Origin of the sequence: Chengkuizengella marina (genome assembly GCF_009910845.1) — a bacterium.
Lineage (GTDB): Bacteria > Bacillota > Bacilli > Paenibacillales > KCTC-33759 > Chengkuizengella > Chengkuizengella marina.
In genome coordinates, this window is sequence record NZ_SIJB01000021.1 from 29,797 (window position 1) to 53,424 (window position 23,628).

Genomic DNA, 23,628 nt, shown 5'->3' on the forward strand with positions numbered 1-23,628 from the left:
TTTGAACACACAATATTGAAATCGATTTCAATATTGTGGTAAAGCTACATTCACCTCTTTCTTATCAAATTCTTAGCAGGTTTCTCAATGACTTGATGTATAACGATTACGCAAAAATTGTAATCGCTTACAACATGTTTTATTTTTAGTATACAGTAACTTATAGTAGCTGTATAGGAAAAATATGCAAAAAAATTGAAATATATTAAATTAATTAATCATAGAGTATCCACGCTTTTTTTATATATTGTTTGAGATATAGCAGGGTCCTGTCTGAAAGAAGCTACTGCTATCAATAGTAAAAATAAAACAAAGGCAACGATGTGAAAAAAACTGATTGATTTAAAATATTGTATGATAATACCACCAAAATAAGGTCCTGCTAAACTACCTACACTATAAGCTACACCGCATAATAAATTCCCCGCTGGCAATAAATTTTTTGGCAATAAATCAGTCATATAACTAATCCCTAATGAAAAAGTTGATCCAACAACCATTCCTGCAATGAACAAACAAATCGTAAGAGCCAATAATGAATGTTCTAGTAAACTAGCAATTAGAAAACTAATCATCCCTAAAAATAAAATCGTAATTAATACACTTCTTCTACCAAGCTTGTCGCTTATCATTCCTAGAGGAAGTTGTAATACGATCGCACCCAAAGCAAATGCAAAAAGCAGAAGTGATATATTTTCTATATTAAACCCAATGCGTAGTCCATATACTGGAAAACTTCCATTTAATGAGGCCTCTAAAAAACCGTATCCAAGAGGAGGTAGAATGGCTACCCATCCATATTTCCATGCTTTTGAAAATCGATTCATCATTTCTCTAAATGAATCCGAATCATTCGTTTTCTCTGGATATTCATTCCTTAATATAAAAATCAACATCCAAGTTATAAAACATAATAAAGAAGACAACATAAATGGTAATGCCTCACTGATTTGAACGAGAGGTGTCATTAAAGGGCCTGCGGCTAACCCAATGCCAAAGGATAGTCCATATATTGAGATATTTCGACCACGTTTATTTGCTTCTGAGGTTGTAGTAATCCATGTTTGTGTTGAAAAATGAAGAGCATGATCTCCAATGCCAATGATGAATCGCAACACAAACCAAAACCAAAAAGTTTTCCATAAAGGAAATAACATTAAAGATATGATAATGAGCAAACCTCCAAAAATAATGATCGGTTTGTATCCATATTTCCTTAATTGAGGTTCCATAAATGGTGTAATAAATAAAATTCCAATATATAATGCAGCTGCGTTCAGTCCATTAACAGAAGAAGGAACTCCATCATTTTCAAAAATAATTGCAATTAAAGGAAGAAGTAATCCTTGATTAAATCCAGATATGGCTACAATGCCAATGAGTATCCAAAATCGAAAGTTCATAAGTTTGCCCTCGTTTATGTTCATTTCATACTTCTTATATATACAATGAAATATTTACTTTATTACTAATAGTACCGATGTTACTGTCCATATTACTATTAAAAAATCCTGCAGATTAAGAAGCCGTGGAAGACGAAACATTTTAAATCCTTATAGTGTTAAGTAGGCTTACCAAGTCTACTCTATTATTTCATGGATAGAGTGATCAATATATAACTGTTCACCTTTAGCAACATTCCCTTGACCTTGTGTAAAATCAATCATATTTGCAATAAACTGTTCAGCTTCAACAGCTAATGGTAAACATACAAGCGTTACTTTATCTGTAAACAGAATCTCCTTTATCATCATATCACGATTACGTAATTCATTCTCCACTTTTCCATGCCAAGTATAATCCACCTCTACATTAACTTCCTGGTGAAGCTTCTTAAAAATGGGTTGTGATGCTTCAATTCCAACAACCGCTCCTTCTGTATAAGCTCGAATAAGCCCCCCAGCTCCAAGCATGATTCCACCATAATATCTTGTAACTACAACAGCGATATTTTTCAACCCTTGATTTTTTATCACTTCCAAAATGGGTTTACCAGCAGTTCCACTTGGTTCTCCATCATCTGACTGTTTCTGAAATTGATCTCTATCTCCTATGATATAAGCAAAGCAGTTATGTGTTGCAGCAGAATGCTCTTTTCGAATTTTAGTAATAAACTCGAGTGCTTCTTCTTCAGTTGTTGCGGGTGCTGCATGTCCAATAAACCTAGATTTTTTGATGACAATTTCTGCTGATCCTGATTGTTTCAATGTTTTATATGAATCTAACTCCATCTCACAACCTCCAAACGAATTTTCCCATCAAAAAGCAGTCCACAACAGTGAACCGCTTTATAAATTTATAACATTTATTAAGTAACTCCATCAAACCTTTATTCAATTAAACGGGATTCTAATTCTTCTTTTTCTTTTTCAAATCCTGGTTTTCCTAAAAGGGCAAACATATTTTTCTTATATGCTTCTACTCCAGGTTGATCAAAAGGATTTACCCCCATTAGATATCCGCTAATACCACACGCTTTTTCAAAGAAGTATGCTAAATAACCAAACCAATAAGGAGAAATCTCAGGAATCGTTATGATTAAGTTAGGCACGCCACCATCTGTATGTGCTAACATCGTACCTTGAAATGCCTTTTTGTTTACAAAGTCCATTGTTTTACCAGTTAAGAAGTTTAACCCATCTAAGTTGTCTTTATCTGATTTGATTTCGATTTCAACAGTCGGCTTTTCAACTTGAATGACGGTTTCAAACAGGTTTCTAGTTCCTTCTTGAATAAATTGCCCCATAGAGTGAAGGTCGGCAGAGAAATCTACAGATGCTGGGTAAATGCCTTTATGGTCTTTTCCTTCACTTTCCCCGTACAACTGTTTCCACCATTCAGAAACATAATGTAGTGAAGGTTCATAATTTACCAAAATTTCAATCGCTTTACCTTTACGATATAAAGCGTTTCTTACTACTGCATACTGATAGCTTACATTTTCTTTTAAATTTGGATTGCTAAATTCTTTCTGTGCTTCAGCGGCACCATTCATCATATCTTCAATATCAATACCCGCTGTTGCAATTGGTAATAGTCCCACTGCCGTTAACACGGAATATCTTCCACCAACATCATCAGGAATCACAAAGGTCTCATAACCTTCTTCTGTAGATAGCTTTTTCAAAGCTCCTTTTTCCTTATCTGTTGTTGCATAAATGCGTTTTCGTGCTTCCTCTTTACCATATTTATTTTCTAATACTTCCCGAAAAATACGGAATGCAATTGCCGGTTCAGTTGTAGTTCCTGATTTAGAAATCACATTGACTGAAAAATCACGATCACCGATAAGCTCCAATAAATGTGTTATATATGTAGAGCTGATATTGTTCCCTGCAAAGTAAACCTCTGGCGTTTTACGAGTGTCCTTTGTCAGGTTGTTATAAAAATGATGTGAAAGCATTTCTATAGCTGCTCTCGCACCTAAATAAGAACCACCGATACCAATAACGACTAGTACTTCAGAATCAGATTGGATCTTTGCTGCCGCTTTCCCAATTCGTATAAATTCTTCTTTATCATAGTTTGTGGGTAGGTCTATCCAACCTAAGTAATCAGATCCAGCGCCTGTTTTTTCATGTAACTGGTTGTGTGCTAATTGAACAGCATTTTCTAAATAATCCACTTCGTGCTGCTGTAAGTATGGTTGTGCATTACTGTAATCAAATTGAAGCTTTTTCAAATGATTCTCCTCCTACTCAATCTAATTTCTTTTTCTCTACCTTTAAGCATACTTTAAGTAACAGGTTTATTGCAAACTTAATTAAACTATTCTCTAAAAGGTTTAAGTTTTTCATTTAAATCCTTTGTCTGAGGATAAATATTTTTATATACTTCATATAATTGTTTATATTTGTTAACATGATCGTCAATAGGTTGGAATGTTTTGGAAACCTGAATGAACTGATTTGAACAAACTTCTAATGAAGAAAACCACTCACAACCTAAAGCCGCTAACATTGCTGCTCCCATACCCGGTCCTTGCTCATTTTCTAACTTAAGTATTTCGGTATTAAAAATATCGGCTTGCATCTGCAGCCAAACATCGTTTTTAGCTCCCCCACCTATAGATATCATCTTATCTACTTTTTTTCCAGCATTTCTAAACAATGTTATCGATTCATTTAAAGAGAAAGTAATGCCTTCCATTATGGAGCGCACAAAAGCATCTCTATTATGTGAACTATCCATTCCAATAAAACTCCCTCGAATCACAGCATCTGCATGAGGTGTACGTTCACCTACTAAATAAGGTGTAAATAAAAGTCCATTAGCTCCTATAGGTACATGATTCACATCTTCCACGATATCTTCAAAACTTTCAGAATGAGCAAATGTATCCTTAAACCAACTTAAGCTGTGTCCTGCTGAAAGAGTAACACCCATCACATAATATGCATCTTCTTTACCGTGATTAAAAAAATGAATCTTTCCTTTAAAATCCCTGTTCCGATCTTCTTCATAAGATAAAATCACGCCGGATGTTCCAATGCTGCATAACCCTACACCTGGTGTTAAAATTCCAGCACCAATTGCTCCACAAGCATTATCTGCCCCACCAGCGAAGATTTTTGTTTCCTCTTTTAAACCTGTTTGTTCAGCGATTTCAGATAATAAATTCCCTACTAAATCATGAGACTCTACTAATGGAGGACCTAAACTAATATTAACATTTAATAATTCACAAATTTCCTTACTCCACTCTTTATTCACAACATCTAATAATAACGTACCCGCTGCATCAGAATAATCCATATGAATTTGTCCCGTTAATCGATACCTCAAATAATCTTTGGGTAATAAAAATACAGCCGTCTTTTCATAAAGCTCAGCTTCGTTTTCTTGTACCCATAAAATTTTAGGCAATGTAAAACCCTCTAATGCGGGATTTTTAGTAATCTTAAACAACTTTTGCCCAAGTTTTGTTTTAATTACATTACACTGTTTAGTCGTGCGGGTATCGTTCCAAAGGATTGCATTTCGAATCACTTCATAATTCTCATCTAGTAATACCAATCCATGCATTTGCCCCGAAAAACTAATTCCTTCAATATCTTCAGGATTAACATTCCCATGATCAACTAATTCTTTTAATGCTAAAATGGTTTGTTCCACCCAATCTTCAGGATTTTGCTCGCTATACCCTGACTTTTCATGTATCAAAGGATATTCCTTCGCGCATTCAATACAAACTTCTCCTTCTTTATTCACTAATAAAACCTTCACAGCACTTGTACCTAAATCAATACCAATGACATACTTCATCATTTTATTCCTCCTTACATATCAAATAGAGATTCGCAGTAACTATAAAACTCCCTCTGTTAACAAAGGGAGTTGCTGCTCATCAGTGATAGTTCTCATTTGAGAATGACTTAAAAAATATATTCATTTAAGATTGAGCGAAGTTGTTCTAATCTACCTGATTTATTTCTAATTTCATTATTTTGCAATGCATATTGTTCTAATGTGTGAAAATTGGCTTTGCCTGAAATAATCTCTAAACCAATGCCACTTTTAAAACTGTCATAACGATTCTCAATCACCTCATCCAATACACGATCTTCTATTAATTTCCCAGCTGACCTGAGACCTCTTGCAAAACTGTCCATACCTGCAATATGTGCATAAAATAAATCCTCTGGATCCATTGAAGCTCTTCTTACTTTAGCATCAAAATTCACACCACCTGATCCTAATCCACCATTTTTAAGAATTTCAAACATCGCTAAAGTGACAGAATATAAATCTGTAGGAAATTCATCTGTATCCCATCCTAGTAATAAGTCCCCCTGATTCGCATCAATCGAACCAAGCATGCCATTAATACGGGCCACTCTTAACTCATGTTCAAACGTATGACCAGCTAAAGTTGCATGATTCGCTTCTAAGTTTAATTTAAAATGATGGTGTAAATCATATTTTTGTAAAAAGGCAATTGTAGTAGCCGCATCAAAATCATATTGATGTTTTGTAGGTTCTTTTGGTTTTGGTTCAATTAGAAATTGTCCTTTAAATCCGATTTCCTTAGCATAGTCAATCGCCATATGATAAAACCTTGCTAAATTATCTAACTCAAATTCCATGTCCGTATATAACAAAGATTCATATCCTTCACGTCCACCCCAGAACACATAGTTTTCTGATTCAAGTTGAACTGCTGTTTCAAGACCTTTCTTCACTTGTGCTGCAGCATAAGCATATACATCTGCATTGTTTGTGGTTGCAGCCCCGTGGACAAATCTTGGGTTTGTAAACATGTTCGCTGTATTCCATAATAACTTCACTTTGCTTGTTTTCATTTGATCTTGTATTTGATTTACGATTTGATCTAAAATTTCGTTTGTTTCCTTTAAGCTATTTCCTTCAGGTGCAATATCTCGGTCATGAAAACAGAAATAAGGCATCCCTAATTTTTCAAAAAACTCAAATGCTGCTTCTACTCTTGCCTTTGCCAAACTCACTCCACTTTGAGTATCCCAAGGACGAAGCATGGTTTCTGAACCAAATGGATCTGCTCCTGTTCCTGTAAATGTATGCCAATAGGAGCATGCAAACCTTAGATGCTCTTCCATTGTTTTTCCCAGCACAACTTCAGAAGCATTATAGTGTTTAAAAGCAAATGGATTTTTTGAATCTTTTCCTTCAAACTGAATTTTGCCTACGTTATTAAATATACTCATAATCAAAATCCCTCTTTCACAATTTGTAATATGTTTATTAGTACTAGACTGTATGATGGTTTAGATCGACTTTGTTTAATTTATTTTAACATTAATCTGTTACTTTGTACATTCAATAAACAAAGTCGTATATTTTTCTTCCATTTCATGTTAATATTAATGAATATCTAACTTTGAGGTGTATTATGAAGATTACAGGCGATCAAAATTTAATCAAAAAAATGAACAAAACCATTGTTTTAGATGAAGTTGTCAATCATAAAATGATTTCCAGAGCTGAGATTTCGGAAAAAACAGGATTAAATAAAGGGACTGTATCAACACTTGTTAATGAACTATTAGAAAACCATTTAGTGTATGAAGCAGGTCCTGGAAAATCAAGCGGTGGCAGAAAACCAGTAATGTTATTATTTAATAAACAAGCAGGTTATGCAATCGGAATAGACCTTGGTGTAAATTATATATTATCTATGATTACAGATTTATCTGGAAATATTATTGTTCAACAAAAAAGCTCTCTTCATTCACTTTCAACAGATGACGTTATATTTACTCTAATTGAAAGTATTCATAATTTAATTCAAAAAGCTCCAAAAAGTTCTTATGGAATAATTGGAATTGGCATTGGTGTTCCAGGTATCGTAAATGATAAAGGTACCATTCTACATGCTCCCAATTTAGGATGGAGGGATGTTCAGCTCAAGCAAATTTTATTTGAAGAATTTAAAGTACCCATCGTGATAGATAACGAAGCCAACGCGGGTGCATTAGGAGAAAAAGAGTATGGAATAGGTAAAAACATAAAAAACATAATATATATTAGCGCTGGGATTGGCATTGGAACCGGAATGATATTGACGAATGAAATTTATCGTGGTTACTCAGGTTATGCAGGTGAACTAGGTCATATGACGATTGAAGCAAGCGGTGAACAATGCAGTTGTGGTAATACAGGTTGTTGGGAATTATATGCTTCAGAAAAAGCGCTATTAAATCAAAATCAATCTTTCTCTCATGATGAGCATAAACTCCAACAATATGTTCAGCAAGCTTCTCAAGGAGATCAACAAGTAATTGAAAAATTCAATAAAGTAGGGACTTATTTAGGCATTGGAGTTTCTAATATTATAAATACCTTTAATCCAGAATTAATCATTGTTGGGGGTCGGTTAAGTACTGCTGAACCATGGATGAAGGACACTCTACTATCCACGGTAGAAAAACGAGCGTTAACTTACCATAGGCAAACCACAAAAATCATCTTCTCAGATCTTGGAACAAAATCTGCAGCTCTAGGTGCCGCTTCATTAGCAATTTCTAGTTTCTTTGCAGAACATGAAGAACTGATTTAATCCACCACCAACCAGTTATTAGGTGCAGTAACACCAATGGTTTCATACAATAGCCGCTTTAGAGCGGTAGGGATCAAAGTCTTACAAAAATAGACCGTTTAACCTTTGGGCAGAAGGCGGTCTGTTTTTGTGCTTAAAAGACAGAAAAGTCACTATAAGCAACCCAAAGGTTATCATTAAGTAAATGGATTCAAACTGTCATGGCATCCCCTCTCCATAAAAATGAGGGATCAGCCTACCGCCTTGTCAACTATTGTACATAGCCTCAATCAGTTAAATGTAAAATGATTTAACATGGATTTCAATATTTCACAAATGCATTATCCAGAATGACCTTGTATTGAGACTAACAAATTGTTGGGGTTATATGAATAATATCAATATTTGACATAAAGAATATTCATTTTATTTATCATAATTTATCTAGTATGATTTTAGCAAAGAGAAACAATCTTAGACAAAATTAATATAACAAACTTATATATTGTTGAACCAAGCATCGTAACTTATAACTTCTTTGAAAACGCATACATTAACAGCTCAGATTCTAAATTGTTTTTCTTCATTTACATAATCTATAAAATAAAGGAGGTTTTTATAAAAAATAACACTCATTTAGTGTAATTAACACTTTTACCAAAAACATTACTTATTTGGGAGGAAACAATCATTATGAATAACAAACTGTCTAAAAAACTATTGATTGCTCTATTAGCATTTACTATGATTTTTTCAGTTAGTCCAGTATTTGCTCATGAATCTGACCTTGATGATGAAACACATACCCTCTTGCATCTGCTTGAACCAAATATTCCATCTCCAAGTTTTCCTTATTGCGGACAAGAACCACCCGGCTATGAAGGACCTTGCGAATGGTTTGTCTCCCCTTTTCCAATACCTTTACCCCCTTTACCACAACCACCTTCACCAATAATACCAATACCATCCCCAGAATCACCATTGCCTCCTCTACCTTACTAATATAGTAAATAATAGACACCTGTATGGGTGTCTATTATTTACTTTAAATTTTTGTATAATAGCAAAAAATAATTATTTGAATTATCAGAAATATAAAAGTATAATATTTTAAAAGAATTTAGATCTACTCTGCTTCAATTAAGATAGATCCTAGAAAACGTTCCATCACTTTTGGAGGTTGGACAACATGACATATATACAACTTGAAATTTTTCTTAAAGTTGTTGAATTAGGAACATTTACAAAGGCTGCAAAAGCTCTTCATTTAACACAGTCTAATATAAGCCATTCAATTGCAGGATTAGAGGAAGAATTAGGGTTTACTTTATTAACGAGAGGACGTAATGGCGTTTATTTAACAGATATAGGTAAGCGGTTACTCCCCCATATCCAAGAGAGCCTTCATCATCTGGAATGTGTTAAACAAGAAGTAGCAGATATAAGAGGATTAAAAATTGGAACTTTAAAAGTAGGCTGCTTTCCTAGCTGTCCTACTAATTTGCCCCCTAAGATTATAGGTGCCTTTCATAGTTTATATCCAGGAATAGAACTCGACATCCAACAAGGGTCATGTGAAGAAATTAAACATTGGCTAGTCTCAGGAACCATTGATACGGGGTTTATCACCCTCCCTAATCATAATTTTGATACTGTACCTCTCATAACAGATTATTTTAGTGCACTGTTTCCTATTAAACATCCATTGTCTTCAGAAACAACCGTTTGCGCTGAGAAGCTTAGTCTTGAACCCATTATTATGCCAAGAGGGGGATGTGAAATCTACATCAAAGACTTCTTTAAAAGCAGTGGTTCTGTCCCAAATACGAAGTTTGAAATATGGGATATCAACACGATTATTTCTATGGTTCAAGAGGGAATGGGAATTACAATCTTGCCAGAAATGGCTTTACCCAAAAATTTAACTGGAATCCACGTTATTCCACTGAGCCCACAGATGCAACTTCAAATTGGTTTAGCCGTTCGATCCTTTAAACACATGTCTCCAGCTGTTAAAATTTTTATTGAGGAAGCCAATAAAGCTAAAGTTAAATGATAATTTTAATACTCCTATATTTTCTTAGTAAGATTAATAAAGTTATTTCCAGAATGATGCCACTAATAGATGCCACTAAAACATATGTAAATAATAAGTCTCTTGTCATATTCATCATAAATGTTTGAAATAAGATTAGAATCAGAGACACAGACACATAAACAGTAAACGTTTTAGAAGTTCTTCTAATTAATGCTTCTTCACCCGACTTGTTTACAATGTCCATCATCAACTGAAAAGTATAATAAACTAAAATTAAGTTTAGCAACCCTAAAGAAGTATTATAAATTGACCATATCAATAAATTGGGAACTTGACTTAAGGTATTAAATATATCATTTTGATAAAACGTTGTTGGAAGAGTTGCAATGCTTAGCAGAATGGCGACATTTTTCACTCTTTGACTAGACGGAACATATACAGGTAACAACTTTACACCTGCATATATAAAATAATAACCTAGTGGATCAGGAAAGATATCTATTATAATGATATGGATATCAATAAAAGTTAATAAAACTCCCCAGAATATTTTGTTAAAAGCTTGGCTCATTCTGATACCACTCCTTGCTTTGCTTCTATAATTTCATTAATATTCTTTTGACTTAAATGTGGATAATCGTTAATAAGGACTCGTTCTACAAAAGGTTCCCCATTTTCTGTAACACCTTCAATGCGAATCCCGAATTGAAAGTAACTTTTATGATTCGGATTGAAAGCCATTTGCAATTGCATCCAATCCCCCGCCCTTATTTTTAAAGGAAACAACTGCTCTTTAGTAGATACACCTTCCAATTCATTCCAATCTTTTTTTCTTTCATCATCAAACCAAGCAGGAGAATCCCCTCCATATTTGAGAACCTTTAGTTGCTTCAATTTTTCTTGATTTAGATTTACTTTAATTTCTACTTCATCTATCAGTTCTTCAAAAGGAACAGAGATGTTGCTTATGTTCAACGACTGTAATGCAGTCATAATTTTATATTCTCTATGCTGGTTACTGCTTCCGCTAACTTGAAAATCAAAAATCTTGTCCGTTGATGGTTTAGTGTAAATATTTATTTTACCAATCTCGGCATTGATATCTTTATGATCATAAAAGGATACAATCATGTTTTCAATGGACCATACTTCTTCTAAGCTTTCAAAAGATGATATAGAGCTATACGGTATTGAGAAAGTTACAGACTTTAAGTAATGATGTGTAAACTCTTGTTCATACTGTTGTGTATTATTTGGTAACATTGAGAAACCACCATATGAGACTGGATATACTTCAACACCATTAATTAAAGCATTTTTGATCTTAAAAGTATCATTTTTATTGGTTAAATAATAAAATGTAAGGTCAATATCATTGTTATTATAATTCTCAAAATCATAATAGTGATCTAAAAAAATAGGTTCTTTAAGTTGTTCTGATTGAAAAAATAAATAATTACCTATGAAACTTAAAATACAAATCGCAATACCTACCCAAAAAATACTCTTTTTCAAATTCGTTGCCCCCACTAATCCAGCTGTATTGAATATTTTATATTTTTGTAAAATCACTCTCATTTTTTTATCTAGATATTAATACCACTCACCACAAATAAAGTTTCTTTTTAATTGTTGAAAGTTAAGGTTGATTCATTATTAAATAATAGTAACAATTAAAGCCATCACGGAATCCATGATGGCTTTAAACTAATTTAACCAAATCACTTTTTTGTCTTATATGGGATAACTCCTTAATTTTAAAATTCCAATAGTGTAACATCCCATAACAATATATTTGAATCATTAAACGTTATTTTAAGCTCGTTTGCATTCTCTAAACCAATTGTAAAATATCCTGGAGGTGAAGGAGGTATATCTTTACTATAGGATTGATTCATCCTTTCTTTCCCATCAACAGAAATAACTACACTACCTTGATAGTCATTAATATCATCAGGGATACCAACAAAACCAGAAAGTTGTGTATACTTACCCTCTAGTTGATATGTATACTGATTGAAATTTTCACCTTTACTACTATACACATTTAATTTAGGATTAATATTTTCATCCGCTACTTCAAAACTAGAGAAATTATTGTCTTCTACTAAATTGCTTTGACTTTCAGTTAATTTATGCAGTGCTATAACACTCGGTGATGGGTTGAATACATCTGCAACAACGAGTACACCAATGGATAAGATAACTGTTGTTACACCTGTGATAACAATTTTTTTTAAAATGTTGTTTGAACGAATCCCAATTTTATAAGCAAAAAAACCTACGGTAGCCCCTAGTGTATTTACAATGACATCGTTTATATCAAAACTTCCAAGAAAAGTTAACGTTTGTAAGGTTTCCAGTATAAAAATAGAAGAGCAAAATAATACGATAAATTGAATAAAGTTATAACGAAAGAACAATGGAATGAATATTCCGAAAGGGATGAAAGCTGCAAAATTTCCAAAATCAAAAAGCCATAATGTAAAGTTAAAAGTCTCTTGGGGGAGTCCGAAATAAGGAAGTTGCAAAGGAATACCAGTAGGAATTAAATTAAAAATATATTCTTGTCTTCCATCTATGGTAGATCTTCCGAATCCAAAAAACATAAAGAAAATGATTAAAGATGTATAAGTTACTAATATTGTTAGAATGATGTTACGATGTTTTCTTTGAATAATAAAACTTCCTTTCTTATTATGCTAATTCTATGTTGTATTATTTCCTACTTTACCACATTAAATATAATGAATAAAACTTAAAACGTAATAATTAGCAATAATGAAAGCCATCATATTATATCATGATGGCTTTCAATTTAACTATCATTCAAACTGAAGTTATTATTAGATATACAATTCCTTATATCACTTTCTTATACAGGATAAACTGGATGTTTTCGATTTGTGAACACCATATATTTTGACATATAGGTTTCAAATCGATTGACTAGCTCACCACGTAATGAATTTGCAGGAACAATACCATCTATAATCATTTCCGATGCTAATCTATATATGTCTATATCTTCACGATATTCTTCTCGTTTTTCCTCTATAAAAGCAGCTCTTTCTTCCTCTGGTAATGCAGCTATTTTGTTTGCATATACGGCATTCACAGCTGCCTCAGGTCCCATAACAGCAATCTGAGCAGTTGGAAGTGCAAGACAACAATCAGGTTCGAAAGATGGTCCTGCCATTGCATATAAACCAGCTCCATACGCTTTTCTAACAATGATAGATATCTTTGGAACGGTGGCTTCAGACATTGCAGCAATCAATTTGGCACCATGTCGAATAATCCCTGCTCTTTCAACTTTTGTACCGATCATAAATCCGGGTACATCAGCCAGGAATAAAAGGGGTATATTGAAAGCATCAGCTAATGTAATAAATTTTGCTGCTTTATCAGAAGAGTCATGAAATAGAACCCCACCTTTTACACTCGGTTGATTTGCAATGATGGCAATAGATTGTCCATTCATTCGAGCAAACCCAGTAATTAATTCAGGAGCAAATAATTTTTTAATTTCAAAGAAACTGTCCTCATCAATAATTCTATGAATGAGCTCATACATATTAAAAGGAACATTCTGGTTTTTAGGAATAATTTCTTCAAGTGTTTTTTCAAACTGCTTTGGCGAAATTGCCTCTTTAACGGATGGCTTTTCTGAATAATTTGCAGGAAAGTATGTAATATAATCCCTCGTTAAACTGATGGCCTCTTCTTCAGATTTAGCAAGTATATCTCCAACACCAGAAACAGAGCAGTGCATTCTAGCTCCACCCATTTCTTCTAATGTTGTTTTTTCACCAATCACCATCTCTGCCATTCTTGGAGAGCCTAGATACATTGAGGCATTGCCTTCCACCATAATGACGATGTCACAAAAAGCTGGAATATACGCACCACCAGCAGCTGACGGGCCAAACATGATACATATTTGCGGGATCTTCCCTGAACATTTTACTTGATTATAAAAAATCCTCCCTGCTCCACGACGTCCTGGAAACATTTCCACCTGATCAGTAATTCTAGCACCTGCTGAATCCACCAAATAGATAAGCGGTACTTGCAGTTTTTCAGCTGTTTCTTGTATTCTTAATATCTTCTCTACCGTTCTAGCACCCCATGAACCAGCTTTGACAGTAGAGTCGTTAGCCATAACACAAACGACTTGACCATGAATTTTCCCTACAGCAGTTACAACTCCGTCTGCTGGTAAATCATTTGCCATATTATTCGCAAACAAAGCATCTTCTAGTTCAATACCATCATCAAATAACAATTCTAAACGATGTCTAACAAATAGTTTCCCTTGTTTAGCATTTTTCTCATGATATTTGCTCGCTCCACCTTTTTGTATTTGTTCAACTCGCTCTTGCAACTTCTCTTCTAATGACATTGTCCCTACCTCCCTGTGCTTCTTTTTCCTATTAAGATTTTATGAATCGATTTATTCACCTTTATATACAGGTTTTCTCTTTTCCTTAAATGCCTGAAGACCTTCTATTCTATCTTTTGTAGGAATCGTAATTTCATAAGCATTCTGCTCAATGGCTAAAGCTGTGCTTAATTCAACATCATAACCTTTGTCTATTGCTTTTTTAGCTTGAGATAATGCTATTGGCGCATTTTTTACAATCTCTATAGCTACTTCATTTGCTTTATCTATTAAATTCTCTAATGGAACTACATACTCTACTAAACCTATCTTCTCTGCTTCTATTGAATCCACTTTTCTAGCTGTAAAAATAAGTTCTTTCGCTCGTCCTTTTCCGATCAATCGAGGTAGGCGCTGTGTTCCGCCTGCTCCTGGAATGATTCCTAGTGAGGTTTCTGTTAAACCAAATTTTGCATTCTCTGAAGCAATTCGAATATCACATGCTAAGGCTAGTTCCGTACCTCCCCCAAGAGCGATACCATTAACAGCTGCAATAACAGGTTGGGGTAACTCTTCTAAATCATTTATATTTTTTCTAATCAAGGATACAGTCTTACGTACTTGTATAGGGTCCATAGTTGCGCGTTCTTTAAGATCAGCGCCAGCACAAAACACCTTTTCACCTGCACCAGATATAATGACACATCGAACAGATCTATCATATTTTATATCCATAATGATTTCTTGAAGTTCATTTAACATCTGAAGAGACAATGCATTTGCTGCTGTTTGACGATTTAAACAAATATTGACTATGCCCTCTTGAGATTTTGAAACAACGACTTGTTTATCCATGTGTTTCCTCCTGGTTTATCACTGATTATCATTTTGTTAATCTAGCTTGTAGATTATGACTTGGTAACAAGCGATCAAGTTTTTCTTGAATAAATTTCGCTGCTAAAAAGAGTTTTGCTTGATCTACCCCAGTTTTAATATCCATACCATCAAGCATATACGCTAAATCATCAGTAGCTAAATTGCCTGATGCACCTGGAGCATAAGGGCACCCTCCAAGTCCAGCAACAGCACTATCAAAGTTTGTTATCCCCATTTCTAAGGAAGCTAAAATATTAGCCAAAGCAGTTCCACGTGTATCGTGAAAATGCATTGCTAATTTCCCTGGAGGGAAACGTCGAAGCAACATTTCTAAAAGCTTCTGAACTTGTTTAGGATTAGCCACTCCAATGGTATCACCAAGTGATAGTTCACTAATACCCATATCAAATAAAGCCTCTGATATCCACAAGACTGAATCAATATCTACACTATCCTCGTACGGGCATCCAAATACTGTAGAAACATACCCTCTCACTGTTTTTCCAGCAGAAAGTGAATCTTGAACTACCTCTCTTAAAATAGGAATCGTATCTTGGATAGATTTATTAATATTTTTTTGATTATGAGTTTCACTTGCTGACATAAATACAGCGATTTCATCAATGTTTGCTTCTATTGCACGTTCAAGTCCTTTCTGATTAGGAACAAGTGCGGCATATGTAACTCCCTCAACACGTTGAATGCCATTAGCTACTTCTAAAGCATCCGCTAGAGCAGGAATCCATTTAGGATTAACAAAAGAAGTAATTTCAATATACTTAAGCCCTGATACAGATAATTGATTAATCCAGTTGATTTTATCTTCTGTTGATATAAACGACTTTTCATTTTGTAATCCATCACGAGGCCCGACTTCTTTTATTGTAACCTTCTCCGGCCATTTCATCATTCTAATCCTCCTAACCCTCTACTCTATAATGAAATGACTATTCTAATTCTACTAAAACATCACCCTCATTAACAAAATCACCTTCATTGACTTTAATTTCCTTCACTACTCCACTTGATTCAGCTGCTAATGAGATTTCCATTTTCATAGATTCTAAAATGATTAAATCCTGACCCTGTTCTACTTTGTCTCCTAGTTTAACTACTATTTTCCATACACTTCCTGCCATGTTTGATACAAGTTTACTCATTTTAATTCCCCTTTTAGATAATATATTGAACTTTTTATTTGTTTTGAAGATACTTGGAAACAAAATTCGTTGTTGTGTCTCCATCTTTGTAAGCTTGATGAGATATTACTTCTCTCAACATCGGAATATTTGTTTTTATACCTTCTATTTCATATTCAGATAGTGCATGTTCAAGATGAGTAATCGCCTCAGCACGATTCTTTCCCTTAACGATTAACTTACCAATCATTGGATCATAAAAAGGTGTAACAACGGATTGTTCCTCAATCCCCAATTCATGACGCACTTCTGATCCTGTAGGTAAAGATAACTTTGTAATCTTCCCTGGTGAAGGGAAAAATGTTTTAGGGTCTTCAGCATAAATACGAACTTCAATTGAATGTCCATCACGTTTGATATCTGATTGTGTAAATTTTAATACTTCATCAGCAGCGATCCTAATCTGCTGTTCAACTAAGTCAATGCCTGTAATCTCTTCTGTTACCGGATGTTCAACTTGCAAGCGTGTGTTCATTTCTAAGAAGTAAAAATTTTTATTTGAATCTACTAAAAATTCAATGGTGCCAGCATTACTATATCCAATTGATTTAGCTGCTTTTACAGCTGCAGCACCCATCTTAGAACGAGTTTGTTCATCTAAAATGACTGAAGGAGCTTCTTCTACAACTTTCTGATGACGACGTTGAATTGAACACTCACGTTCCCATAAGTAAATCGTATTACCTAATTTATCAGCTAGAATCTGAATTTCAACATGCCTAGGATTCTCAATATATTTTTCAACATACATTGCTCCATCTCCAAAAAAGTCAGTTGCACGTTTTTGATTGCCTGCAAAAGCTTTTTGAAGCTCTTCACGATCTTGAGCAATTTGCATCCCTATACCACCGCCGCCAGCAGAAGCTTTTAACATAACGGGATAACCCATACTACTTGCAATTTTAACTGCTTCATCAGCATTAGCTAATGGATAAGTTATGCCGGGTACAACGGGTATACCTACTTCCTCCATTGCTTTACGAGATTCTATTTTGCTTCCCATACGAGTGATCACTTCAGGTGAAGGACCAATAAATATAATTCCTGCCTCTTCACATTTTTGTGCGAACACTGCGTTTTCTGATACAAGACCATATCCAGGATGGATAGCTTCAGAACCTGTTTCCTGTGCGATCTCAATAATTTTATCTATGTTTAAATAACTTTCATTCACTCTTGCTCCTCCAACAAGAAAAGCTTGATCCGCTTTTTTCACATGTGGAGAATCTTCATCGGCTTCTGAATAAATAGCAACGGTATGAATATTCATTAGCTTACAAGTACGAATGATACGAAGTGCAATTTCTCCCCGGTTAGCGATAAGAATTTTCTTAAACATCTGTATTACTCACCATCCTTATGCAATTAAATCTTCTATTTACAGTCCCAATTGTCTAGATAGTACTAGTCTCTGAATCTCAGAAGTCCCTTCACCGATTTCTGTTAATTTTGCATCGCGTAAATATCTTTCAACGGCATATTCTCTCATATAACCATAACCACCATGTATTTGTATGGCTTGATTCGTAATTCTTGAAGATGCTTCTGAAGCATATAATTTTGCCATTGCAGCTTCTTTAGCAAATGAACGATCATTATCCTTTAACCATGCTGCTTTATAAATCATGTTTCTTGCTAATTCAAGCTCCATAGCCATATCAGCAAACTTAAACTGAATCGATTGAAATTTGGAAATACTTGTTCCAAATTGTTTTCTTTCCTTTGCATATGCAAAAGCGGCATCATAAGCTGCTTGAGCGATACCAAGTGCTAAAGCTGCGATGGAAATGCGACCACCATCTAAAGTATACAAAAATTGTTTAAATCCTTTATTGGGATCTCCAAGTATATTCTCTTTTGGCACTCTAACATTTTCGAAAACTAATTGTGATGTATTAGAACCTCGAACACCCATCTTGTCATAGTTGTTAGTGATTTGAAAACCTGGTATACCTGTAGGAACAATAAGTGCAGAAATGATGTTTTTACCCCTCTCATCTTTTCCCGTGACAGCGGTTACAATTACGGTCTTAGCAAAGCCAGCATTCGTAATAAAGGTTTTCTCTCCATTAATTACATATTCATCACCATCTAAAACCGCTTTCGTCTTCGTACCTCCTGCATCAGAACCAGCGTTAGGTTCGGTCAAACCAAAAGCTCCTAAAGCCTCTCCTGATGCTAAAGGAACTAAAAATTTTTGTTTTTGCTCTTCTGTTCCAAAATAGTATATTGGTGCTGCCCCTAGAGAAATTGCAGCTGCATAACTTAGGCCAGTACTTCCACAAGCTCGACCTATTTCTTCTACTGCTATGGCATAGGATATTGTATCTCCACCAGATCCACCATATTTTTCAGAAAAAGGGATACCTAATAACCCTAGTTCACCCATTTTCTTAAATGTATCAATTGGAAATTCACCAGTTTTATCAACATGTTCAGCTTTTGGTGCAATTTCATTTTCTGCGAACTTCCTAACCATCTCTTTAATCATTAATTGCTCTTTCGTTAAATCAAAATCCATTTTTTGCTCACTCCTGTCATGTGAAACGAATTTTAGGAAATTTATACAGTACAATATTGATTATAATAAAAATTGTTAAATATACATAGAGTTATTTTTTAATATTTTGAAAATTTCAAATAAAAAACATCTCTTTATCCTCCTTTTAATAAGCAAGGACTAAGAGATGTTGTTTTAAATTAAAAGACAGATTATTTAGTTATTTAGTACATTTTCTTCAAAGTATTTTCCCCAGTCAGGTTGTCTACCATCGATATCTTTAAAACCATACTCCCTTGAAAGCTCCCAAGAACTTAACGCTTTGCCATTTTTCTCATAAACATTTGGATCACTTGCTAAAGCTGCAGCGGCTCTTCCAACAAAAAATGGGGTTTCTGAAGCAATAAAGTGAGGATCTTTTTTTGCACCTTCTTGCCAATTTTCCTCTGTAACTTCAAACAAGTCCAGCATAGCCTCTGAACGTAAAAATCCAGGAGTCAGCGCAACGGATGTTATATCATATGCTTTTAATTCAGCAGCCATAGACTGAGCTAAGTGAATTGCCGATATTTTAGCTAAACTATAAAATAAGTTACCTCTATAATCATAACTAATGCCGTCCGTTATTTCGATAATAAGACCTTTTTTGTTTTTTACCATAAGTGGAGCTCCATAGTAACTCGTTTTAATATGAGAATGTACTGCTCTTTCCTGCATAAGTAATCCGTTTTCCAAATTGTGTTCCCAAAATGGAATCTCCCATTGTGTAAGAGGATCCCCACCCCATACATCATTCACTAATATGTCTAACTGTCCATCCTGATCTTTTTTTACTTTATCAAACAATGCCACAATATCTTTATCAACCGTATGATCCACTCGTAAAGGAATTCCTAAACCGCCTGATTCAGTTACAAGCTCAGCAGTTTCTTCAATCGTTTCCTTTCTCCCCATAGAAGATAAATTTCCTCTAGTACTTCTACCGGTCACATAAACCGTTGCACCTGATTCACCCAACATTCTTGCAATTCCACGTCCTGCTCCACGAGTAGCACCCGCAACTACAGCAACTTTACCGCTTAATGGTTTCAATTCAAACCCACCCTTTCTTATATACTCGAAAAGTATACAAGACTAATATGTCACTTTCTGACGTAATTCATGAATTTCTTTGCAACTTTGTTATAAACACATCTTTCACTACTTCTATGTCTGCCACTTCGGTAAAACCAAATTTTTGATATAGTTTTTTGGCAGGTTCATTATCCCTACCTGTGGATACTATCATTTTTTTCACCTCTAAATTTAAGTCAAGAAGGTAATTTAATAATGCAGATGCGATACCTCTACGAAAATAATCAGGATGAACAATCATGCGACATATTGTAAGGATTGAAGCTTCAATTTCATATGAAATTGCACCAGCTAATTGTTCACCCACATAATATCCTAAAAAAATCTCATCACATTTTTGTAATGTTTGTACGTTATCCTTTAGGGGTGGAATATCATAAAAATCGATCATTTCTGCTTCTATTTTGTAGGAAGGCAACTGTATTTTTAATACTTCTCTTGCAACTTCTTCTCTCGTAATATCGAGCTTTTTGATCATTCAATATTCACCTCAATTACCGGTATTCTACTTTTATTTATTATTTTCTATTTTAAAATCAAACTACTATTAGCTAATTGAAAAATCTTAATTATAATCTATTGCTCTAGCTTATCATAGTCAAGTTTTAATCTTTTGATATGTATATATAAAAAGGGAAATATGCTATCTTTAATAATGAAGGAGGGAATCAATGAACTACATCACTCGTTGGATTTTTTTAATGATTCTAATCTTATTTACAGTTTTATTAGCTTATAAAGGAATTACATTATGGTCTATAGGGACCGATGTTGATGGCGCTGGTATTGGAATATACTTTTTAGGTTTAGAAATAAATGATAAAGTTCTAGAGGAACGTATTCCTCCGTATGCCTATGGTTTTCTTATAACAAGTTTAATTACTCTGTTAATTAGCATTATTCTTTTGATAAAAAATCTTAAGATACACCAACCTAAATAGCATAAAAACTTTATTGTTTCATTGATACGATATTCAAGAACAAATATATATAAATTCGGATGTTGTAAAAAACAGGCAGCTAGGAATGTTAGTTCCAGTCTGCCTGTTTTTAATTTAATTTAACTAGTTTAAATTCTTTTAATTCAACAATGCTTTCACTTTTGAAACCACATTCTCTACTGTAAAACCATATTCCTCAATCACTTTTGGACCTGGAGCAGAAGCACCAAAGATATCTATGCCAAGAATGTCTCCTTGATCGCCTGTATAACGTTCCCATCCAAGCGGTTGTGCCATTTCAATTGCTAAACGAGCTTTTACATTTGGTAAGATGACAGAATCTTTATAAACTTGATCCTGCTTCTCAAATAACTCCCAGCTTGGCATGCTGATCACACGAACTTGAATTCCTTGTTCCGCCAATGCTTTTTGAGATTGTATTGCTAAAGCAACTTCTGATCCAGTAGCAATTAATTGAGCCTGTGGTTTACCATCTGCTGCATCAGATATAACGTATGCTCCACGAGTTAAATTTCCATTTGCATTATTCGTTCCTGCTAATTGAGGAAGATTTTGACGAGTTAATACTAATGCCACTGGTTCAGCTGTATTTTCAACTGCATAACGCCAAGCAGCACTTGTTTCATTTCCATCCGCTGGACGAATCACAGTTAAATTAGGAATTACTCTTAAAGCAGGTAATTGCTCAATAGGTTCATGAGTAGGGCCATCCTCACCTACTGCTATACTGTCATGTGTTAACACATAAATAGCAGGTAAATTCATCAATGCTGCTAAACGAACAGCAGGACGCAGGTAATCTGAGAATACAAAGAAGGTACCACCGTAAGGTCTAACTCCACCATGCAATAAAATTCCGTTCATTGCTGCTGCCATGGCAAATTCACGAACACCAAAGTAAATGTTTCTTCCGCTATAATCAGCTGGTGTATATACTCCTAGATCTTTCATATGCGTATTAGTAGAAGACTCTAAATCAGCTGAACCACCAAATATAGTCGGTACTTTGTTAGCTAGTGCATTTAAAGCATTTCCAGAGGCTACTCGTGTAGCAATGGCTTTATCTTCAGGGATATAGGAAGGTAAATCTGCATCCCATCCTTCAGGAAGCTCATTGCTCACTGCCTGTTCAAACTGCTGTGCTAACTGTGGGAATTGTTGCTTATAGCTATCAAACATACTGTGCCAAGCTTTTTCTGCTTCAACTCCATTATTTTTAATAGTTGCAAAATGTTCTCTTACTTCGTCTGGCACATGGAAATTAGGTTCATTAGGCCAGCCGTAAGCTTCTTTCGTAAGTACTACTTCATCTGTACCTAATGGAGAACCATGTGGACCAACCTTACCACCTTTACCTTGTTTGTTTGGACTACCGTAACCAATCACTGTTTTTACCTCAATGATCGTTGGTTTATTTAACTCCGCTTTAGCTTGATTAATTGCTTGATTTATTTCTGCTAAATTATTTCCATCCTCAACACGCAACACCTGCCAACCATGACCTTCAAAACGAGCTGTTACGCCTTCTGAAAAGGAAAGATCAAGGTCTCCATCTAAAGAAATATCGTTGGAATCATACAACATAATAAGCTTTCCTAATTTTAAATGTCCTGCTAAGGAAGCTGCTTCACTAGAGATGCCTTCCATTAAGTCTCCATCACCACATATGGAATACGTAAAATGATCGATCACATTAAAATCCTCTTTGTTATATGTAGCTGCAAGATGAGATTCTGCAATCGCCATCCCTACTGCCATCGCTACACCTTGTCCAAGTGGACCCGTTGTGGCATCTACACCTGCTGTATGTCCAAACTCTGGATGTCCAGGTGTTTTACTCCCCCACTGACGGAAATTTTTAATTTCCTCCATGGGAAGGTCATATCCGCACAAATGAAGCAAGCTGTATAATAACATGGACCCATGTCCTGCAGACAATACAAATCGATCTCGATTGATCCATTTTGGATTATCTGGATTATGCTGCATAAATTTTGCCCACAATTCATACGCCATCGGTGCCGCTCCCATTGGCATGCCTGGATGACCTGAATTTGCTTTTTCAATTGCATCAATCGCTAAAGTACGAATTGTATTTACACTTAATGTTTCTATACTTGGTGTTTGACTCATCATAAAAACCTCCTAGTTTCAATTTCTATTGTATATTTGTAATATTGCTAACTACTGCCATATAAGGATGGATTCCGGGCAAATGCCTGATGTTTATGTACGATTTTCAGTTCATGGATAAACTGATGTACACGTTAATCACATGGATATGGTTGAACTTAGTGGACCAACATTGCTTTACGTCAGCCAACTCTTTTATATTCATCCAATGCTGTTTGAAAAACTTGTTTAAAAGATACTCCTGCACGAGCAGCACATTTGATTCCCACATCAATTTCAGAAACTTTCTGAGTTTGAATCATAAACTACTATGGAATTCCTCAAAATAAACAAATGGAGTTACATTCGTTATTAATCCCCATTTTTCAGTACAAATAACAATTATTAC

21 protein-coding genes and 1 pseudogene are annotated in these 23,628 nt (G+C 34.7%); 4 read left to right on the forward strand and 18 right to left on the reverse strand.

All coding sequences use genetic code 11. The features are described from left to right. Positions 1-218: 218 nt before the first annotated feature. The 5 genes from ERL59_RS08950 to xylA form a co-directional block, all read right to left on the reverse strand. Positions 219-1,403 carry an MFS transporter gene (locus ERL59_RS08950; RefSeq protein WP_160645869.1) on the reverse strand — a complete coding sequence of 395 codons (1,185 nt, stop codon included), beginning with the start codon at positions 1,401-1,403 and terminating at the stop codon, positions 219-221. Between the two features lie 177 nt (positions 1,404-1,580). After that, positions 1,581-2,231, reverse strand: coding sequence for a YigZ family protein (locus tag ERL59_RS08955; protein WP_160645870.1), 651 nt, complete (start codon positions 2,229-2,231; stop codon positions 1,581-1,583). Positions 2,232-2,329: 98 nt separating this feature from the next. Further along, positions 2,330-3,682: a glucose-6-phosphate isomerase gene (locus ERL59_RS08960; RefSeq protein WP_160645871.1), complete on the reverse strand. Its 1,353-nt coding sequence runs from the start codon at positions 3,680-3,682 to the stop codon at positions 2,330-2,332. An 86-nt stretch (positions 3,683-3,768) separates the two neighbouring features. Next, positions 3,769-5,265: a xylulokinase gene (gene xylB, locus ERL59_RS08965; RefSeq protein ID WP_160645901.1), complete on the reverse strand. Its 1,497-nt coding sequence runs from the start codon at positions 5,263-5,265 to the stop codon at positions 3,769-3,771. A 110-nt stretch (positions 5,266-5,375) separates the two neighbouring features. Beyond that, positions 5,376-6,683, reverse strand: coding sequence for a xylose isomerase (gene xylA, locus ERL59_RS08970; RefSeq protein ID WP_160645872.1), 1,308 nt, complete (start codon positions 6,681-6,683; stop codon positions 5,376-5,378). A gap of 185 nt (positions 6,684-6,868) precedes the next feature. Here xylA and ERL59_RS08975 point away from each other — a divergent pair, with 185 nt between their 5' ends. Then, positions 6,869-8,035, forward strand: coding sequence for an ROK family transcriptional regulator (locus tag ERL59_RS08975; protein ID WP_160645873.1), 1,167 nt, complete (start codon positions 6,869-6,871; stop codon positions 8,033-8,035). Positions 8,036-8,116: 81 nt separating this feature from the next. On the opposite strand, the pseudogene ERL59_RS21595 reads toward ERL59_RS08975, so the two are convergent. Further along, positions 8,117-8,227: pseudogene (locus tag ERL59_RS21595) on the reverse strand (putative holin-like toxin); the annotation flags it as partial. Between the two features lie 480 nt (positions 8,228-8,707). On the opposite strand from ERL59_RS21595, the gene ERL59_RS08980 reads away from it, so the two are divergent. Further along, positions 8,708-9,016 carry a hypothetical protein gene (locus tag ERL59_RS08980; RefSeq protein WP_160645874.1) on the forward strand — a complete coding sequence of 103 codons (309 nt, stop codon included), beginning with the start codon at positions 8,708-8,710 and terminating at the stop codon, positions 9,014-9,016. A 187-nt stretch (positions 9,017-9,203) separates the two neighbouring features. Next, positions 9,204-10,070 (forward strand): LysR family transcriptional regulator, encoded by an 867-nt coding sequence (locus ERL59_RS08985; protein WP_160645875.1) that lies wholly within the window; start codon positions 9,204-9,206, stop codon positions 10,068-10,070. Here the strand turns inward: ERL59_RS08985 and ERL59_RS08990 are convergent. From ERL59_RS08990 to ERL59_RS09040, 11 genes are all read right to left on the reverse strand, one after another. After that, a complete protein-coding gene (locus tag ERL59_RS08990) occupies positions 10,063-10,623 on the reverse strand; it encodes a hypothetical protein (RefSeq protein WP_160645876.1) in 561 nt (186 codons plus the stop codon). The genes ERL59_RS08985 and ERL59_RS08990 overlap by 8 nt on opposite strands. Continuing rightward, on the reverse strand, positions 10,620-11,567 hold the full coding sequence (locus ERL59_RS08995; RefSeq protein ID WP_160645877.1) for a hypothetical protein: 948 nt from the start codon (positions 11,565-11,567) through the stop codon (positions 10,620-10,622). Before ERL59_RS08995 ends, ERL59_RS08990 begins: the two co-directional genes overlap by 4 nt. Positions 11,568-11,809: 242 nt before the next feature. Then, entirely contained in the window at positions 11,810-12,733 is a 924-nt protein-coding gene (locus ERL59_RS09000) for a VanZ family protein (protein ID WP_328699924.1), read from the reverse strand. 194 nt (positions 12,734-12,927) lie between these two features. Beyond that, the gene (locus tag ERL59_RS09005) at positions 12,928-14,457 is read right to left on the reverse strand and encodes an acyl-CoA carboxylase subunit beta (RefSeq protein ID WP_160645879.1); all 1,530 of its coding nucleotides are present in this window, start codon (positions 14,455-14,457) and stop codon (positions 12,928-12,930) included. A 51-nt stretch (positions 14,458-14,508) separates the two neighbouring features. Continuing rightward, positions 14,509-15,291 (reverse strand): enoyl-CoA hydratase, encoded by a 783-nt coding sequence (locus ERL59_RS09010; RefSeq protein ID WP_160645880.1) that lies wholly within the window; start codon positions 15,289-15,291, stop codon positions 14,509-14,511. 28 nt (positions 15,292-15,319) lie between these two features. Next, complete coding sequence (locus ERL59_RS09015; protein ID WP_160645902.1) at positions 15,320-16,219, reverse strand: hydroxymethylglutaryl-CoA lyase; 900 nt, start codon at positions 16,217-16,219, stop codon at positions 15,320-15,322. A 40-nt stretch (positions 16,220-16,259) separates the two neighbouring features. After that, on the reverse strand, positions 16,260-16,472 hold the full coding sequence (locus ERL59_RS09020; RefSeq protein WP_160645881.1) for an acetyl-CoA carboxylase biotin carboxyl carrier protein subunit: 213 nt from the start codon (positions 16,470-16,472) through the stop codon (positions 16,260-16,262). A gap of 34 nt (positions 16,473-16,506) precedes the next feature. Further along, complete coding sequence (locus ERL59_RS09025; protein ID WP_160645882.1) at positions 16,507-17,850, reverse strand: acetyl-CoA carboxylase biotin carboxylase subunit; 1,344 nt, start codon at positions 17,848-17,850, stop codon at positions 16,507-16,509. A gap of 39 nt (positions 17,851-17,889) precedes the next feature. Next, positions 17,890-19,032 (reverse strand): acyl-CoA dehydrogenase family protein, encoded by a 1,143-nt coding sequence (locus ERL59_RS09030; RefSeq protein WP_160645883.1) that lies wholly within the window; start codon positions 19,030-19,032, stop codon positions 17,890-17,892. 195 nt (positions 19,033-19,227) lie between these two features. Further along, on the reverse strand, positions 19,228-20,103 hold the full coding sequence (locus tag ERL59_RS09035; RefSeq protein WP_160645884.1) for an SDR family oxidoreductase: 876 nt from the start codon (positions 20,101-20,103) through the stop codon (positions 19,228-19,230). A 67-nt stretch (positions 20,104-20,170) separates the two neighbouring features. Beyond that, the gene (locus ERL59_RS09040; protein ID WP_160645885.1) at positions 20,171-20,623 is read right to left on the reverse strand and encodes a GNAT family N-acetyltransferase; all 453 of its coding nucleotides are present in this window, start codon (positions 20,621-20,623) and stop codon (positions 20,171-20,173) included. 193 nt (positions 20,624-20,816) lie between these two features. Here ERL59_RS09040 and ERL59_RS09045 point away from each other — a divergent pair, with 193 nt between their 5' ends. Next, on the forward strand, positions 20,817-21,086 hold the full coding sequence (locus tag ERL59_RS09045) for a hypothetical protein (protein WP_160645886.1): 270 nt from the start codon (positions 20,817-20,819) through the stop codon (positions 21,084-21,086). A 138-nt stretch (positions 21,087-21,224) separates the two neighbouring features. On the opposite strand, the gene tkt is transcribed toward ERL59_RS09045, so the two are convergent. Further along, the gene (gene tkt / locus ERL59_RS09050) at positions 21,225-23,240 is read right to left on the reverse strand and encodes a transketolase (RefSeq protein ID WP_160645887.1); all 2,016 of its coding nucleotides are present in this window, start codon (positions 23,238-23,240) and stop codon (positions 21,225-21,227) included. Between the last annotated feature and the right edge of the window lie 388 nt (positions 23,241-23,628).